Below are 14,397 nucleotides of genomic sequence, written 5' to 3' on the forward strand. Positions count from 1 at the left end.
AACACCCCGACTTTACATATGTTGTAAATATCATGTTAAAATTATACAAAGGAAATGATAGCAAGGGGGTAATGGGATGTCGAGTTTGATTTCCTCTGTAGATGTAGCAAACACTCTCAACAAATGGTATTTACATATTAAAAAGAGGGAAGTTTCACAAGCAGTAGAGTTGAGGGATGAGATTCAAGATATGTTAGGCAAAATGGAAGAAAATCAAGATGTTTTACTCTATTTCAATATTCTTGATTACAGATTTAAGGTACTTATGGAAGATTTAGTGGGGCAACCAACAATAACAGAAAGTGAAAGAGTCAAAACAGATGACATGCTAAGGTTTTACTTTTATCTTTTCAAAGGTATGTATGAGAGTGCAAAAAATAACTATTCGGAAGCTCTAGTCCTATTCAGAGTAGCTGAGAGACAATTGGACAAGGTACATGATGAAATTGAAAAAGCTGAGTTCCATTATAAAATTGGCACACTCTACTATTTTAATAAGGTCACGCTACTTTCTCATCATCATCTACAAACAGCAAAGGACATCTACAAAGGTCATGAAGGCTACAGCATACAGACCATAAACTGTAATATGTTGTTGGCACTGAATTTGATTGATGATGGTAGACTAGACAAAGCTGAAAGAATGCTTTTGGAGTGTGTTGATAGACTGATTGAGAAGAATGATAAGAGATTGTTAGCGTTGGCTTATTATGATTTAGGATTTCTCAAAATTCAGGATGACCACCATATAGAAGCAATTGAATATTTCAACAAAGCAATTTCCGCAGATGATCTAAAACAGTCAGCTCCTGTTTCTTACTTACAATGTGCGTATGAATTTGCAAGATCAAGTTATAAATCAAATCAGTTCGATCAGGCAATAAGTTGGGTTGCTGAGGGGAAAACCTTTTCTAGAGAACAGCAGAATACAAACTTTATTCTGAAATTCAATATCCTTGAGAAATGTTATACAACACCACGGGAAAGCTATGAGGGCATCAAGAAGGGGCTATGTCTTTTGGAAGAAAGAAAAGCATATGTTGATATTGAGGCATTAGCTCCTGATGTTGCCTCCATATACAAAAAGTTAAATCTTTATGAAGAGAGTAACTACTTCTTGGAATTGGCTTTGAAATCTTGTACGCTTATAGGAAAGGAGGTCATATGATCATGAAAAAAATAATGTTGATTATTAGTACTGCTTTGCTTATAGGCACAATTCTTGGAATGCCTGTTTTTCAACATACTCAGGCAGATGCTAAAAGTAATACAGTGTTACTTTCCTCAAGAGGTGCAGGATCATAAATAAGGTGTTAATTGATCGCTACAGAGGTTTAATGGTTGAAAATAGATAAAATGGATTAAAGTATGAGACTCCTTATGGTATTCTAGTAAAAGAATATTTCATAAAGGAGTCTTTTTCATATGAAGATATTAGACGCTCCTTCCCTGATATCAGCTGTAGAGAAAAGATCGAAGGTATATCAACAGCTTAGGGAAGAAATAACAGATTTGAAAAAAGCATTAAAAAGTGTGTCAGGGTTAGGTGATGAATTTACTGGAAAAGGTGCAGATAACATCAAAGCTTTTTATAATGACCTTGCACTATACACGGACACTTATCTTGATTTTATCGATATGCAAAAGGCTTTTTTAGATGGAGTGAAAGGAAAGCTTGATGATGAATCATTAGGCGGAAGCACATTTATTGATGAGCACTTCTTAGAAGCTCAATTGAAGCAAGGCATTCAGAACAATAAAGATATGATCAAGGAACAAAAAGAAGCCTTATCAACTATTTTTGATGATATCAGTGATTTAATTGAATTACAGACGTTTTCCAGCAAAGAGATAGATGATCATTTAAACGATGCGAACAAAAAAAGAAAAGAGACAATTGATGCTTTACATAAAATAGACAATGATTTGAAAACGGAATACGCAAAGACAGAAGCAATTGAGAATCACCTCAAAACTTTTTATACAAAAATGATGGCTGCAACAGGAAAAGGAAAGAACGCTCAGCCAATGTATTATGATGCAAAAGCATTTCATGAGACAGATGTGTACAAAAACCATGAGAAAATTGATGCTCAAGTGAAAGCATATTTAAAGGTGAAAAAAGAAGAAAAAGAGAAACGAAGAATCAAAGAGCTGAAAGAAAAGCTCAATGATCCTTCGTGTATATCAGAAGAGAAATACTTTGAGATTGTAGATGAGATAGGATATGAAAATCTCTCATATGATCAAAAAATGTATTACAGTCAGCTCCTCCAAATCAAAGCACAAGAAGAAGCATCAGAGGTATTCGTTGATAGTGTAAAAGGTGCTGCAGTTGGTCTATATGATGTGGCCAAAGATACAGTAGTTGGCATCTACGATCTTGTGACAGACCCTGGGGGTGCCGTTGAATCAGTCGTAACAGCTGTTTCCCATCCAATTGAAACATCGAAAGCGATTGGAAAATCGATTTCAGACTCATTCCAAAAAGAAGTCATAGATGGTGATGCGTATTCCCGGTCACACTGGTTCGCCTATGCGACTGGTTCTCTAGCGGAAATCGTCTTTGGCTCTAAAGGGGCAGGAGCCATTACAAAAACGGGGACAACAGCGGCCAAAACTACAGTGAAGAAAGGCCTTGAACAAGGAGCAAAATCAATAGACAGAGTCTCCATTCCGAATCTATTGCCATACTCACCAAAGTTTCAAATAGCTGGTGGAGGGAAACTACCGTATAACGTTTTTGACGGGGAGAATATCAAAAATAAACTTCTTTCCATGGCAAAACGTTTAGACAACAATTCAGGCTATGGAATCTCTCAGACAGGCAGACGATTACCAGCACCTAAATCACCACCGACCGTTGTCAGTTACGGAGATCACTATGTGAGATGGAAACGTAAAAAAGTATTAAAACCGAATATTGTCTATTCAACCAAACAAGGCTACACCTACACAACAGATCACTACGGACGGATTGTCAAAGTCGAAGCAAGTGATTTAAAATACGGAGAGGTCAAAAGAAACCAATATGCCCAATCCAATTCAGGAAAGCCGGATCGATTATCAAAAGATGACGGAGGTCATTTGATCGCATCTATTTTCAAAGGGTCTGGAGATATTGATAACCTACTTCCGATGAATTCACAGATTAATCGTAGTGGCGGGAAATGGTACAACATGGAGCAGGAATGGTTGTCTGCACTGAAAGAGGTTCCTCCTGAAAAAGTGTCTGTCCATATTGAGGCAGTATATCATTCAGACTCCTTAAGACCTTCAGCTTTCGAAGTGAAATATAAAATAGGTGAAAGTACAGATTATATTTATATAAAAAATGAGTATGGAGGTTAACGTTAGTGGAAACACAGAAAATGTCAGAACTTTATAAAGAAATTGCTGAGAATATACACGAAATCATACCAACTGAATGGCATAAAGTTTGGCTTTACTCCGAAGTGTTTAATGATTCATCAGAGGTTGCTTTTTATTTTTACACTGATGAAGAAAAATATTTTTATGGTCATAATATTCCTGATGACTTTCAAGTTAGTGAACGGGTATACGTTAATATTTTAATTAAACTGCAAGAGTTATTCATACAATTGAGAGAAGAATTTATAAAACATAACGAACAGGTATGGACAACAGCTAACCTTCAACTAGATCATACAGGTAAGTTTTCAATTGAATTTGGTTATGATGATATCTTAAATTTAGGCTTAAATGGATCACAAAGAAAAGCCATATGGGCATATGAGAATTTAGGTATGTACCCAAAAAGAAAATCAGTTAGGGAATTTGTTGAAGAATATATAAAAAATAAAGAAGAAAACAACTAACCCAAAAACCCTCCTTTGATTTGGAGGGTTTTTGTATACAAATATTTATATCGAGCAAAAGTTCTTAAAACTCATTGGTAGAGAATTTTTATTCTGTTTAATCATTCGAAAAGGAGTGATTAAATGCTTATACAATAAAATGTATTGCGATGATGTTGCCAGAGCATGATGCAAGAATTAAACACGATTTAGCAGAAACGAAAAAATAGATAAACCAATTATAGATGAACAACAAACAAAAGAATTTGAATCAAAAATAGCTTATGTATTGGTCTATATGATGTGGCCAAAGATACAGTAGTTGGAATCTAAGATCTTGTAACAGAAAAGAAGTCATAGATGGTGATGCGTATTCTCGATTACATTGGTTCGCCTATCCGACCGGTTCTCTAGCAGAAATTGTCTTTGGTTCCAAAGGTGCAGGAGCCATTACAAAAACAGGGACAACAGCGGCCAAAACTACAGTGAAGAAAGGCCTTGGACAAGGAGCAAAATCAATAGACAGAGTCTCTATACCTCGCCTATTGCCATATTCACCAAAGTTTCAAATGGCTGGTGGCCCCAAACTGCCGTATAACGTTTTTGACGGAGAAAATCTCAAAAATAAACTCCTCTCCATGGCAAAGCGTCTAGACAACAATTCAGGCTATGGAATCTCTCAGACAGGCAGACGATTACCAGCACCTAAATCACCACCAACCGTTGTCAGTTACGGAGTTCACTATGTGAGATGGAAACGTAAAAAAGTATTAAAACCGAATATTGTCTATTCAACCCAAACAAGGCTACACCTACACAACAGATCACTACGGACGGATTGTCAAAGTCGAAGCAAGTGATTTAAAATACGGAGAGGTCAAAAGAAACCAATATGCTCAATCCAATTCAGGCAAGCCGGACCGATTATCAAAAGATGACGGAGGTCATTTGATCGCATCTATTTTCAAAGGGTCTGGAGATATTGATAACCTACTTCCGATGAATTCACAGATTAATCGTAGTGGGGGGAAATGGTATCAGATGGAACAAGAGTGGTTGGCTGCATTGAAAGAAGTTCCTCCTGAGAAAGTATCTGTTTCAATAGAGCCAGTTTATAAAAGTGATTCATTGAGACCAGAACGTTTTGTTGTTGAATTTAAAATAGGTAATGACGAATTACAAAGATCAATTATTAAAAATCAAAAAGGTGGATAAACAATGGAATTAGAGAAACTAGATTCTCTGTATGGTGAAATTGCACAAACTGTTAATGAGATGATACCAAAAGAGTGGGATGAAGTTTGTTTATATGCCGAAATATTAGACGACTCTGCAGAGATTAATTTTTATTATAGATTAAAGGGAGAAACGGCATTTCTTTACTCGCATAATATACCTGAAGATCATCATGTAAGTAAGTCAATCTATAACGAGTTTTTAATAAAATTACATGATTTGTTTGAAGAGCTACAACAAGCATATGAATTAATTAATCCGGAAAAATGGACAAATTTAACTTTAAAATTAGATGAAAATGGTAAATTTTCCTTAGACTTTAATTATGAAGATGTATTGAATCAAGGAATTAACGGGTCTCAAAGAAGAGCAATATGGGCTTACGAAAATCTTGGAATACTTCCTAAAAGAAAATCAGTCAGGGAATTTCTTGATCAATATATTAAAAACAAAGGATAAAGTAACAACTAGCTTACCGCCCTCCAATAAAGGAGGGTTTTTTATTAAAATAGGCATATGATTCAGGAAAAAGTAGACCAGCAAGAGATTTCCACTTGGTAGATTCAACTTGTTCTGACTGACTTACATAAAAATGTGCCACATATTGGCGCTGCATCAGACTTAAGAGGAGGCTATTAAAATGAGTTTTAAACGGATTAAAGACAAACTTGATCAGTACACTATCGATATTAGATCAACCAAAACAAATAACTCATTAAACGAAATAAATAAAATAGAAGAAGAAAACGGATATTATATTTCTTCTGATTATAAGAGTTTTATAAGCGAATATGGAGAATGTTGGATTGAAGATAACGTATACACCGATTTAAGAGAGAAACCGGTGTGGTTAGGTGGTGAATCAGTGCCGGTCGAATTGTTTTATGGATTAGAGCAGAATGATTATGATATCCGAGAAGCTATAAAAACATATAAAGAACAATTACCAGAACACATAATTCCTATCGCAGATGCAGACGGAGGAGACCAAATTTGTTTAGATGTTAGTGAAATAAATCAAGGGAAAATTTATTTTTGGGATCATGAACTAAGAGATGGCGAACAAGACTTATTCCTGATTGCTGATACATTTACAGAATTTATTGAAGGATTGTATATTGAAGAAGAAGTTGAAGATAGTGAAACAGGAGCTATTGATATCCAACTTAGTGACGACCTCTTGGCTATGTTAAAAGATATAAATAAAGATTGAAGTTTTGTCAAATTTTCAACTGAGACTCGTGATAAAACTGACAAATTACCCTCCGAATAAAGGAGGGTATTTGTATGCAAAAATTCACATATAAATCTATCGATTAAGAACGTTTGTTCTAATCGTGTTTAACCATTCCAAAAAGAGGTCATTGATGGTGATGCCTACTCAAGATCCCATTGGTTTACCTATGCCGCAGGCTCTCTAGCAGAAATTGCTTTTGGTGTCAGTTTCCATAGAAAGCATTAGATATGAAGGAGATTCTATGCGACCAACTTTATTTAAAATTAAGTATAAAATTGGAGATCGGAGAGTTAAAAAGGTATCGATTGAAAATAAGTCAGGAGGTTAATTCAAATGGAAATGGAACCATCGAATGAAGTTTATCAAGAAATTTTGAATACAATAAATGAAATAATACCTGTTGATTGGGAGAATGTTTTGCTATATGCGGAAATTCTGGATGACTCTCGTGAAGTTTATTTTTTCTTTAATACAAACAAACAACAAGAATATATTTATTCTCATGATATTCCTGATATATTTGAGGTCAGTGAAAATATATATGATGACTTATTAATTAATTTACAGAATTCTTTTAAGAAACTCAGAGATGAATTTAAAATTAACGAGCAAAAAGCTTGGACAAATTTAACGCTAAAAATCAAGAATAGGAATCAATTTGCCATTGATTTTAATTATGATGATGTATTGAACTCTCATTACAATACCTATCAACGAATGGCTATTTGGGAATATGAAAATTTGGGAATTTTCCCTGAAGATGAGGAAGATAAAGAAATTGTGTTGAATTATATAAAGAATAAAAAGAAAACAATGACTAACGCACATTACCCTCCAAATTAAGGAGGGTTTTTGTATACCTGTATTTACATTTTTTCATAAGAACCTCTCATTTCCATTATTTAAACCGATAAACCGTCACTTCACAATCACCAAGTACCTCTTCAATCATGTCTTCGACAATCGTCCAATCGCCGCCCGCCAATCCGCAGCCTATCCCATAAGGAATGGCGATGGAAGTTCGGTTTTTCTCTTCATGTGAATGTGTCACTGTATCCTTTAGGCTTTGCAAAGCAGCTGCGTAAAGCGTCGTAGTCGGTTTGCTTTCTTTTTCTTCCGTACCCAACTTGAGCAAATAAGCTGGCAATTGTTTTTCCGTCACTTGTTGTGATGAACTGAACGGAACTTAATAAATCATTTCCTTGTTCTGAACATAAACGTTTATAGTCTTTGGATATTTGCTTTTGATTTGTTTTGCTAATCCAGCTCCCATGCCTCCTTTACAGCTCACCTGGTGACAGATGATGTCTTCACTTGCCTCTAAGATGTTGCCATCCACCGTTTTGATCATGTTATTTAATAGCTAAAATGCTTTTGATGAGTTTAGTTTATTTGAAGACACTTCACAATGATCTGATTGTCAAAGGTGGTGCATGTCATCTAAAATATGGAGAGACTAAAAATACGAAATAAAGCAGAAACAGTGAGGAGAGCCTAATGAATCAATTAGAAACGAATCGGTTAATTCTTAGACCATTTTGTGATGAAGATGCAGCAGGAATGCTAGATTACTTGTCTAATCCAAGAGTGAATTGTTTTCTTGATGATCAAATCTCTACATTAGAAGAAGCTGCCGCTAAGGTGCAAAAAAGAAAAGCAGATCACTCTTATACAGCAGTTTGTTTAAAAGAAAGTCAACAGATTATCGGTGAATTATTTCATTTAAAAGAGGAGCCTGACACGTATTCAATTGGCTGGAATTTCAATGCAGTATATGAAGGGAAGGGATATGCGCGTGAGAGTGCTGAAGCTCTCTTGTCCTATTTATTTGTGGAAAAGGGGGCGAGGCGGCTTTATGCATACGTAGAGGATGATAATGACCGATCCCGAACATTATGTGAGCGATTAGGGATGCGGAAAGAAGGCCTTTTTCTTGAGTTTATTTCATTTACTACATATGAGGATGGCACACCTAAATATGAAAACACCTATCAATATGCTTTGCTGAAAAAGGAATGGGAGCAGCATCACTCTCAATAGTCTCAGCTACGAAAGGGTTTTGCATCTTGATATCAAGATGACAAAGAAGTGACAAAAATGTGAGATGATCCCTCTATTTTGTTCGCTCGATCGATGTAACGGACATCTTTTTTCATTTATCCTTTTCATAAATCGAGTAAAAGGAATGAAATGAGATGCAGGAGTATAATGAACGGTTGTTTAGATCGATCAATCAGCTCAGTATCGATCACGATTATTTGAATCCGTTGCTGATTGGATTAGCTGAATATACAGTGCTGTTAGTAGCGCTCATGCTTCTTGTCATGTGGCTTCAAAATCGAAGCAGAAAAAATAGGATGGTGGTCATATCTGCTGGACTTACCTTCATATTGGCAGAGTTACTTGGAAAAGTTGCTGGTGCCTTTTATTCCAATCCGCAGCCCTTTGCAGAATTGAGTCATGTCAATCTTCTGATCCATAAGGAAGTGAACAACTCTTTTCCGAGTGATCACACGATTTTTATTTTTTCTATTTGCCTGATCTTTTGGCTGTTTCACAAGCGGCATATTTATTGGCTTTTTATTGCAAGTGCTGTTGGGTTTTCAAGAATTTGGGTGGGGGTTCATTATCCATTTGATGTCTTAGCAGGTGCTGTCATAGCATGTTTAACAGCGGTCGCTGTTATTGGTTTGCCGATATTCCAAAAGTTTATTGATGCCATCCTGTCATGTTATGAATGGTTTGAACAGAAATGTGTAGGGAAGAGAACGGAATAAAATGTTGCAAAAAAACACCCCAATCTGTTATGGAATCAGATCGGGGTGTTGATTATTTTCGCCAAAACGTTGAACAATCCGCTTTGTCTTCGATATTAAATTCGATGATTTTTTTAAGTAGAGGATAATCGATGGGCAAGCTTTCTTTCATGCGAAACATCTTTTTCCCATGATCATAACCAGCTTGTACAATTTCAGCTGAAAAGTGATCAATTCCTTTTCCTTCTGGTGCGACAGAAATGTGATGTTTTGCCACGCTAAACCCAATAATAAACGTGCCGTGATCTGTGAACATGGGCTGATTCCATGCAATTCTTGGCTCTAATTGTGGAAATGTGTCTTCAATCCATTTTAATATGTCTTGAATGCGCTGCTTCAGCTCTGGGTTACCAATGTTGCTTACATATTCTTCAAACACATGCATGATGTTTTATCCTCCATTTCCATCGACCTCATAAGCCTCAGACGGGATCCGAATCCCGCTAGGGCAACATGCTTCCCTAAGAATTTCACCTGTCTCAGCCTTTATGCTTTTCGGTGCTTCTGAACCCCTTGCCTTGCCACCTGTCAGCTACAATTTGTTTTACGGCTTTTTTCCCTGCTCGAGCTACTGAGGCACTGAAGTTCTTGGTCATATTATATAGAGAAAGATAATAAAAGAAAACCTGCGCGGATGATTGGTGCTGATGATCTTTTGCTTTTAATCAGAAAAAAGACGGAATTTTTAGCGCAAACATCATTGATTAGGAGAAAGAAACGCATTTTCAAAGGAAACGGTTGTTGAAGATTCAAGTGATTCATATTAAAATGATGTCAAATGGGCTAATTAGCAATTGCTAATAGAAGTTCCATATTTAGTGAAATCATGTCATGTAGCTGAAGGTGATTGGGGGTGTAGAATGAGCAAAGTTCCTGTTGCGGAATTGGCATCACTATTAAATGACTGGAACATGGAAATCAAAAAAGATCATGCAGATGAGGCAGAACGATTATTTGCTAAAGCGAAACAAGCAGTAGAGGAAATTGACGATGCTGATATCCTCATGTATTATTCTCTGCTTGAGAAGAGGCATCACATTCTCATGTACAATTTGAGAGGGCAAAAGGGTGATGTATCAACGAAAAGTATAGAAGGTCATTATGGGAAAAAAGATGATGATCTGTCTCATCGCCTTGCCTATTATTTCGATTTTTATGAGGGTGTGTATGAGCAGCACCAAGGAAATTATGAGGTAGCATTGCAAATGTATCAAAGTGCTGAAAAGCTCTTAGATAAAATTCCAAGTGAGATAGAACGTGCTGATTTTGATTTTAAGGTGGCATGGCTTTACTATCGACTTAGTCATATTATGCTCTCATTAAGCTATATTCGCAGAGCCCTCCACGTCTATAAACGTCACAAGCATTATGAAAGAAGAACGGCACTTTCATACTCTCTCGTTGCAGCTAATCTAACAGAGATCGGGCGGTACGAAGAGGCGCTTGAGAATTATCGTCTGGCGGAAGAGGTTTTGACAAGCGAGCAGGATGACTTTATGCTGGCTCAGCATCACCACAATGTGGCTATTTTATATTCATTTTGGAACAAACCGAAAGAATCGATACGTCATCTTGAAAAAGCGCTGTCCCATCAAGAGTATTATGATTCAGATTTCTTTTTCCATTCTACGTATCTGATCAGCCGGGAACTCTGTGTGATTGGTGAAAAGCAGCGTGCAAGCCAATATATAGAGGCTGCATATGCCAGAATAAAAGATGCTTCTCATGAAGTGTTTCAGCTCAAAATAGGCATCGTACATGATCTTTACTTAACGAATGCGCCACAAAGATTTCAGCAAATTGATGAAAAATTAAGAAAGTTAGAAGAGAAGAATGAATATCATGAAGTAAAAGAGCTTTCGCATTTTGCGGCAAAATATTGTGAAAAGCAAGCACTTTTTGAGCAGTCTGTTTTTTACTTGAACAAAAGTTTAGAAGCGGATTTACATATGAAAAGAATGGGGTTGATTTAAGATGAAAACAGGAGTAAAAGTATTATTCGTTGTGGGTTTAGCGATCGCTGCGTCTGTTCTAACTCAAAACGTTGCGGGTTCATTCGAAGTAGCAGAAAAAATCATTGGTGGTTAATCACTAATCTATATCTCGCCCTTGTTGATGATCGTCAGCAAGGGTTTTTTTGTTTAAATAGGCTCTTCTTATTAAACGCTGCAAGAACGTTTAATAAGAAGAATTCGCAACAAAGGGGGTGTGCAAATTTGTTACCTGCCCCATTATTCTAAATAAACATAGGGCAGAGCAACAAGTTAAAAAGGTCACCTTTCTTTGCTTAATTTAATTTTTTGCAGGACTTTTCATTCAAATTTTATCAAATTGGTCTATTGTACATAGAAGTGAAAGAAAAAGCGCGAACACCGCTCCATTTGTCATGCATATGATGAGCTGAGGTGGATCTTGAAGGTAGGTGATTGTATGTATCCACGGGTATATGGAGGCTTTCACGGAGGCGGAGCACATATCGGACCGGTTGGCACTCATATCGGCTTTGGCGGATATTATGTGAGCCCTGGTGTGTTCTCTGGCTTAGGCGGTTTCCCTGGGTATGGTGGATTTGGGACATTTTCTGGATATCCGTATGGCTCCACGTCCATCATGGGGCGTCCTCCTGGTTTTTATGTGAGAAGTTATTAGTGGTTCATCACAATGATGAAATAGCCATCTAGAGAGAGAGTGGCTATTTCAATTGGTGAAAGTGCATGAATGTAGCAGTGATCACAATGACCCCAAGGATGCAGATAGGCAGCCAAATGATGATAAACGGATCGTAAGCATCAGTGTATGCAGCTAAAGCGGCACCTAGGCAGTAAAAGACAATAGAACCGATTCGCATCAAGCTCGCATGCTGAATAGGGGCTTTTCTTTTTTCCCTGTGTGATAAGCGCTGAGCCAAATCTTCAAACAGGTTAGCGAGTGTGCTCGTTAGAACAGTTGTGGAAATGCCAGCAACATTTAATTTACGTGCGGCCGTCGTCTGCATGCCCATGGCCATACTTAAAAGAATAATCAGCATAAAATAAGCACCCTGTGTATAAGGAAAAATGGTCATAAGAGCAAATAGAAGCAAGATCATCACTTCTATAATAAAGATACGTGTAACGGCTTTTGGCCAAAACGTTTTTTCATGCTTCCCGCCCATCACAACGGCAAGTAAAACACCTAGAACGAACCCACTCAGTGCAGTGATGGAATGAAGGGCTGTTAGCTGCAATGAACTTCCTGCTGCAATGCCAAGCAGTACAATATTACCCGTCATATTTGCTGTAAACACATGTCCTAGGCTCAAATAGCCAATCACATCCACAATTCCTGCGGAAAGACATAAGAAGATCAGTGATATGTTTCGAAATGAATGTGCGGTCAAGATGGTCATCCCTTTCTTACTCTCTAATGAATAAGTGTAACGCTTAATGATCGCGAAAGTCCATCTTATGAGCTGGTAAAATGTCTTGAAGCTGATGTAAGACTTGTCTAAAAGCATCATCATTCACAAGGTGCCTCATGCGGCGAAACGGATCGCCTTTTTCCTTTAGCCGCTCAATGACAGCCGGCATGGTAAACATAGATGGATGAAGCTCTTTCTGATACAGTTCTTCCCATTCAAGTGGTGTCGCAACGAGTCCAAGCTCGTTTCCTCTTGGGGAATATGGGGCGATGATTGTTTTTCCAGCATCATGCTGAAGGTAATCTAAATATAAACGATTGCCGCGATTTTTCTTTAAACGTTCCAGAGTAAAGAGATTAGGTGCTTGTTCGCATAAAAATTGGCATATAAAAGCTGTGAATTGTCTCGTTTCATCGTATGTGAAGGCGTTTTTCTTTAATGGAATGTAAATTTGAAGTCCTTTTCCCCCGCTTGTTTTGATAAAAGCTGTGAGAAAGAGTCCATCTAAAAGCGCTTTGATTCGCTTGGCTGCTTCTATGGCTAGGTGAAATTCTTTGACAGATGGCGGGTCTAAATCAAAGACGATTTCTGCCGGCCGATCGGTATCTCTTGTTTCAAAAGGAATATGAAATTCCATCGCCAGCTGGTTACCGAGCCAAAGAAGCGTACGAGGATCATTACAGACCGTGTAAGAAATATCATCAACCTCATCTGTCAAAACAAAATCTGGTGCATAATCAGGTGTCGACTTTTGATAAAAGTATTCGTCCCCAGTGCCATGAGGATACCGAATTAAAGTAAGACGCCTTTCACGTAAAAAGGGCAAAAGGTAGGGAGCCACTTGTCTCAAATAAAGTAAATAATCTGCCTTGTTCAGTTGAAGGGCTGGCACAATGGGTTTCTCAGGGTGAGTGACGTCTATAACAGCAGGGAGTGGATACAGCTGTTTGAGCATTTGCTGAAAGGTGCACGCTGCTGGATCAGTATCTAGTAAAAAGGAAGAAAAACGCGGCTCCCTTAAGGCTGATCCATCAAAGGATATACAAGCAATGCTGGCAATGATAGAAGGAGGGATTTCATATGATGATGCCCCTGTTAACTGGCCTTTTGTTTGAAAGAGCGTACGAAGCGTTTGTTCTTCTTCTTTAGAAAATCCATGCTTAAATTGAACAACCTCGATGAGAGCCGAATTTTGATAAATGGAGCCTTGAAAATAGCCATTTTCTTTATCAAAACGGGTTACAATGACAGAGACATACCGCCAGTTTTTGATTTTTAGCCATTCTTTTGAGCGAGTATTGTCCTGCCATTTACTCGTCCTTTTTTTCGCCACGAGTCCTTCCGCTAAATATGTCGTCATCAGCTCTTTCATGTATTCGGGGTTTGGATCTGTATGAATGACCTGAAGAAGGGAAGGGTGCTCCAGCTGAACAGATGAGGGAAGCTTTATTTCTTGAAATACTTGCTGTAACCGTTCTTTTCTTTCTATCAACGGTAAATCAACGAGAGATTTTCCTGTGCATCTTAATAGATCAAACGCAATGAAGTGACATGGAAATCGTTCAGCCTGTCGTTGTATGGCTTCTTTGTTTTTCAGCCTGCCTCTTTGCTGAACCTTCGCAAAATCGCTTTGCTGTTCACTCAGTAAAAAGACCAATTCTCCGTCAAGCGTCAGCGGTAAAAAAGGAGCAAACTGGTCTTTTAATTGTTCGCACTGATCCACCACTTCAGGAAATTGCTCATTTAGCCGTTTTCCAGCTCTGCTTTCTAAATGAATCTCGCCTTCTTCCCATACAAGAATGGCCCGAAAGCCATCATATTTTAATTCAAACACCCAGTCTGCACCGGCCGGAATATCATGTGCTGCCGTTAATCGCATAGGTTTCATTT

Annotated in this window: 15 protein-coding genes and 1 pseudogene; 12 read left to right on the top strand and 4 right to left on the bottom strand. The window is 37.7% G+C overall.

The window, feature by feature from the left end; translation table 11 throughout:
* The first annotated feature begins 76 nt into the window (after positions 1-76).
* The 8 genes and pseudogenes from NPA43_RS08460 to NPA43_RS08495 all read left to right on the top strand — a co-directional run bounded on the left by NPA43_RS08460 (position 77) and on the right by NPA43_RS08495 (position 7,134).
* Positions 77-1,168 carry a Rap family tetratricopeptide repeat protein gene (locus NPA43_RS08460; protein ID WP_256499598.1) on the top strand — a complete coding sequence of 364 codons (1,092 nt, stop codon included), beginning with the start codon at positions 77-79 and terminating at the stop codon, positions 1,166-1,168.
* A 2-nt stretch (positions 1,169-1,170) separates the two neighbouring features.
* On the top strand, positions 1,171-1,305 hold the full coding sequence (locus tag NPA43_RS08465) for a hypothetical protein (protein ID WP_256499599.1): 135 nt from the start codon (positions 1,171-1,173) through the stop codon (positions 1,303-1,305).
* Between the two features lie 120 nt (positions 1,306-1,425).
* A complete protein-coding gene (locus NPA43_RS08470) occupies positions 1,426-3,351 on the top strand; it encodes a T7SS effector LXG polymorphic toxin (protein WP_256499600.1) in 1,926 nt (641 codons plus the stop codon).
* Positions 3,352-3,356: 5 nt separating this feature from the next.
* Positions 3,357-3,839: an antitoxin YezG family protein gene (locus tag NPA43_RS08475; protein ID WP_256499601.1), complete on the top strand. Its 483-nt coding sequence runs from the start codon at positions 3,357-3,359 to the stop codon at positions 3,837-3,839.
* Between the two features lie 323 nt (positions 3,840-4,162).
* Positions 4,163-5,033: pseudogene (locus NPA43_RS19345) on the top strand (DNA/RNA non-specific endonuclease); the annotation flags it as partial.
* A 3-nt stretch (positions 5,034-5,036) separates the two neighbouring features.
* Entirely contained in the window at positions 5,037-5,513 is a 477-nt protein-coding gene (locus NPA43_RS08485; protein WP_256499602.1) for an antitoxin YezG family protein, read from the top strand.
* 181 nt (positions 5,514-5,694) lie between these two features.
* The gene (locus NPA43_RS08490; protein ID WP_256499603.1) at positions 5,695-6,267 is read left to right on the top strand and encodes an SMI1/KNR4 family protein; all 573 of its coding nucleotides are present in this window, start codon (positions 5,695-5,697) and stop codon (positions 6,265-6,267) included.
* Between the two features lie 357 nt (positions 6,268-6,624).
* Complete coding sequence (locus NPA43_RS08495) at positions 6,625-7,134, top strand: antitoxin YezG family protein (RefSeq protein ID WP_249705573.1); 510 nt, start codon at positions 6,625-6,627, stop codon at positions 7,132-7,134.
* A 55-nt stretch (positions 7,135-7,189) separates the two neighbouring features.
* Here NPA43_RS08495 and NPA43_RS08500 read toward each other — a convergent pair whose 3' ends face one another.
* Complete coding sequence (locus NPA43_RS08500) at positions 7,190-7,438, bottom strand: macro domain-containing protein (protein ID WP_249705572.1); 249 nt, start codon at positions 7,436-7,438, stop codon at positions 7,190-7,192.
* A gap of 350 nt (positions 7,439-7,788) precedes the next feature.
* Here NPA43_RS08500 and NPA43_RS08505 point away from each other — a divergent pair, with 350 nt between their 5' ends.
* Positions 7,789-8,331, top strand: coding sequence for a GNAT family N-acetyltransferase (locus NPA43_RS08505; RefSeq protein WP_249705571.1), 543 nt, complete (start codon positions 7,789-7,791; stop codon positions 8,329-8,331).
* Positions 8,332-8,486: 155 nt separating this feature from the next.
* Positions 8,487-9,068, top strand: a complete 582-nt coding sequence (locus NPA43_RS08510) for an undecaprenyl-diphosphatase (RefSeq protein WP_256499604.1) — start codon at positions 8,487-8,489, stop codon at positions 9,066-9,068.
* Positions 9,069-9,120: 52 nt separating this feature from the next.
* On the opposite strand, the gene NPA43_RS08515 is transcribed toward NPA43_RS08510, so the two are convergent.
* The gene (locus tag NPA43_RS08515; RefSeq protein WP_256499605.1) at positions 9,121-9,492 is read right to left on the bottom strand and encodes an iron chaperone; all 372 of its coding nucleotides are present in this window, start codon (positions 9,490-9,492) and stop codon (positions 9,121-9,123) included.
* A gap of 475 nt (positions 9,493-9,967) precedes the next feature.
* Between NPA43_RS08515 and NPA43_RS08520 the strand changes: the two genes are divergently transcribed.
* Positions 9,968-11,080, top strand: coding sequence for a response regulator aspartate phosphatase (locus tag NPA43_RS08520; RefSeq protein WP_099725742.1), 1,113 nt, complete (start codon positions 9,968-9,970; stop codon positions 11,078-11,080).
* A gap of 457 nt (positions 11,081-11,537) precedes the next feature.
* Complete coding sequence (locus NPA43_RS08525) at positions 11,538-11,756, top strand: hypothetical protein (RefSeq protein WP_099725741.1); 219 nt, start codon at positions 11,538-11,540, stop codon at positions 11,754-11,756.
* 43 nt (positions 11,757-11,799) lie between these two features.
* Here NPA43_RS08525 and NPA43_RS08530 read toward each other — a convergent pair whose 3' ends face one another.
* Both NPA43_RS08530 and NPA43_RS08535 read right to left on the bottom strand, forming a co-directional pair.
* Entirely contained in the window at positions 11,800-12,495 is a 696-nt protein-coding gene (locus NPA43_RS08530; RefSeq protein WP_099725740.1) for a YoaK family protein, read from the bottom strand.
* A 34-nt stretch (positions 12,496-12,529) separates the two neighbouring features.
* Positions 12,530-14,395 (bottom strand): DNA ligase D, encoded by a 1,866-nt coding sequence (locus tag NPA43_RS08535; protein WP_099725739.1) that lies wholly within the window; start codon positions 14,393-14,395, stop codon positions 12,530-12,532.
* Positions 14,396-14,397 lie beyond the last annotated feature (2 nt).

Source organism: Bacillus pumilus (genome assembly GCF_024498355.1).
Lineage (GTDB): Bacteria > Bacillota > Bacilli > Bacillales > Bacillaceae > Bacillus > Bacillus pumilus_P.

What these genes read in the sequence shown, in the direction of transcription:
- NPA43_RS08460 (WP_256499598.1), top strand. Translation starts at nt 77, where the DNA reads ATGTCGAGTTTGATTTCCTCTGTAGATGTAGCAAACACTCTCAACAAA.
- NPA43_RS08465 (WP_256499599.1), top strand. Translation starts at nt 1,171, where the DNA reads ATGAAAAAAATAATGTTGATTATTAGTACTGCTTTGCTTATAGGCACA.
- NPA43_RS08470 (WP_256499600.1), top strand. Translation starts at nt 1,426, where the DNA reads ATGAAGATATTAGACGCTCCTTCCCTGATATCAGCTGTAGAGAAAAGA.
- NPA43_RS08485 (WP_256499602.1), top strand. Translation starts at nt 5,037, where the DNA reads ATGGAATTAGAGAAACTAGATTCTCTGTATGGTGAAATTGCACAAACT.
- NPA43_RS08490 (WP_256499603.1), top strand. Translation starts at nt 5,695, where the DNA reads ATGAGTTTTAAACGGATTAAAGACAAACTTGATCAGTACACTATCGAT.
- NPA43_RS08495 (WP_249705573.1), top strand. Translation starts at nt 6,625, where the DNA reads ATGGAAATGGAACCATCGAATGAAGTTTATCAAGAAATTTTGAATACA.
- NPA43_RS08505 (WP_249705571.1), top strand. Translation starts at nt 7,789, where the DNA reads ATGAATCAATTAGAAACGAATCGGTTAATTCTTAGACCATTTTGTGAT.
- NPA43_RS08510 (WP_256499604.1), top strand. Translation starts at nt 8,487, where the DNA reads ATGCAGGAGTATAATGAACGGTTGTTTAGATCGATCAATCAGCTCAGT.
- NPA43_RS08515 (WP_256499605.1), bottom strand. Translation starts at nt 9,492, where the DNA reads ATGCATGTGTTTGAAGAATATGTAAGCAACATTGGTAACCCAGAGCTG.
- NPA43_RS08520 (WP_099725742.1), top strand. Translation starts at nt 9,968, where the DNA reads ATGAGCAAAGTTCCTGTTGCGGAATTGGCATCACTATTAAATGACTGG.
- NPA43_RS08525 (WP_099725741.1), top strand. Translation starts at nt 11,538, where the DNA reads ATGTATCCACGGGTATATGGAGGCTTTCACGGAGGCGGAGCACATATC.
- NPA43_RS08530 (WP_099725740.1), bottom strand. Translation starts at nt 12,495, where the DNA reads ATGACCATCTTGACCGCACATTCATTTCGAAACATATCACTGATCTTC.
- NPA43_RS08535 (WP_099725739.1), bottom strand. Translation starts at nt 14,395, where the DNA reads ATGAAACCTATGCGATTAACGGCAGCACATGATATTCCGGCCGGTGCA.